This is a genomic window from Gilliamella sp. wkB195 (assembly GCF_001690445.1).
In the GTDB taxonomy this organism is placed as follows: Bacteria; Pseudomonadota; Gammaproteobacteria; order Enterobacterales; family Orbaceae; genus Gilliamella; species Gilliamella apicola_E.
Window position 1 is genome coordinate 1 of the sequence record NZ_LZGP01000010.1, and the last position, 1,332, is coordinate 1,332.

Sequence of the window (1,332 nt, forward strand, 5' to 3'; positions counted from 1 at the left end):
TAGTTGGTGAGGTAAAGGCTTACCAAGGCGACGATCTCTAGCTGGTCTGAGAGGATGACCAGCCACACTGGAACTGAGACACGGTCCAGACTCCTACGGGAGGCAGCAGTGGGGAATATTGCACAATGGGGGAAACCCTGATGCAGCCATGCCGCGTGTATGAAGAAGGCCTTCGGGTTGTAAAGTACTTTCGGTAATGAGGAAGGTGGTGTATCTAATAGGTGCATCAATTGACGTTAATTACAGAAGAAGCACCGGCTAACTCCGTGCCAGCAGCCGCGGTAATACGGAGGGTGCGAGCGTTAATCGGAATGACTGGGCGTAAAGGGCATGTAGGCGGATAATTAAGTTAGGTGTGAAAGCCCTGGGCTCAACCTAGGAATTGCACTTAAAACTGGTTAACTAGAGTATTGTAGAGGAAGGTAGAATTCCACGTGTAGCGGTGAAATGCGTAGAGATGTGGAGGAATACCGGTGGCGAAGGCGGCCTTCTGGACAGATACTGACGCTGAGATGCGAAAGCGTGGGGAGCAAACAGGATTAGATACCCTGGTAGTCCACGCTGTAAACGATGTCGATTTGGAGTTTGTTGCCCTGAGTGATGGGCTCCGAAGCTAACGCGATAAATCGACCGCCTGGGGAGTACGGCCGCAAGGTTAAAACTCAAATGAATTGACGGGGGCCCGCACAAGCGGTGGAGCATGTGGTTTAATTCGATGCAACGCGAAGAACCTTACCTGGTCTTGACATCCACAGAATCTTGCAGAGATGCGAGAGTGCCTTCGGGAACTGTGAGACAGGTGCTGCATGGCTGTCGTCAGCTCGTGTTGTGAAATGTTGGGTTAAGTCCCGCAACGAGCGCAACCCTTATCCTTTGTTGCCAGCGATTCGGTCGGGAACTCAAAGGAGACTGCCGTTGATAAAGCGGAGGAAGGTGGGGACGACGTCAAGTCATCATGGCCCTTACGACCAGGGCTACACACGTGCTACAATGGCGTATACAAAGGGAGGCGACCTCGCGAGAGCAAGCGGACCTCAGAAAGTACGTCTAAGTCCGGATTGGAGTCTGCAACTCGACTCCATGAAGTCGGAATCGCTAGTAATCGTGAATCAGAATGTCACGGTGAATACGTTCCCGGGCCTTGTACACACCGCCCGTCACACCATGGGAGTGGGTTGCACCAGAAGTAGATAGCTTAACCTTCGGGAGGGCGTTTACCACGGTGTGATTCATGACTGGGGTGAAGTCGTAACAAGGTAACCGTAGGGGAACCTGCGGTTGGATCACCTCCTTACGAAGAGCTCGTAAGTGTTCACACAGATTGTTTGTTTA

1 rRNA gene is annotated in these 1,332 nt (G+C 52.0%); it reads left to right on the top strand.

Annotation, left to right across the window (positions count from 1 at the left end):
- Positions 1 to 1,294: ribosomal RNA gene (locus tag A9G08_RS02195) — 16S ribosomal RNA — on the top strand; the annotation flags it as partial.
- Between the last annotated feature and the right edge of the window lie 38 nt (positions 1,295 to 1,332).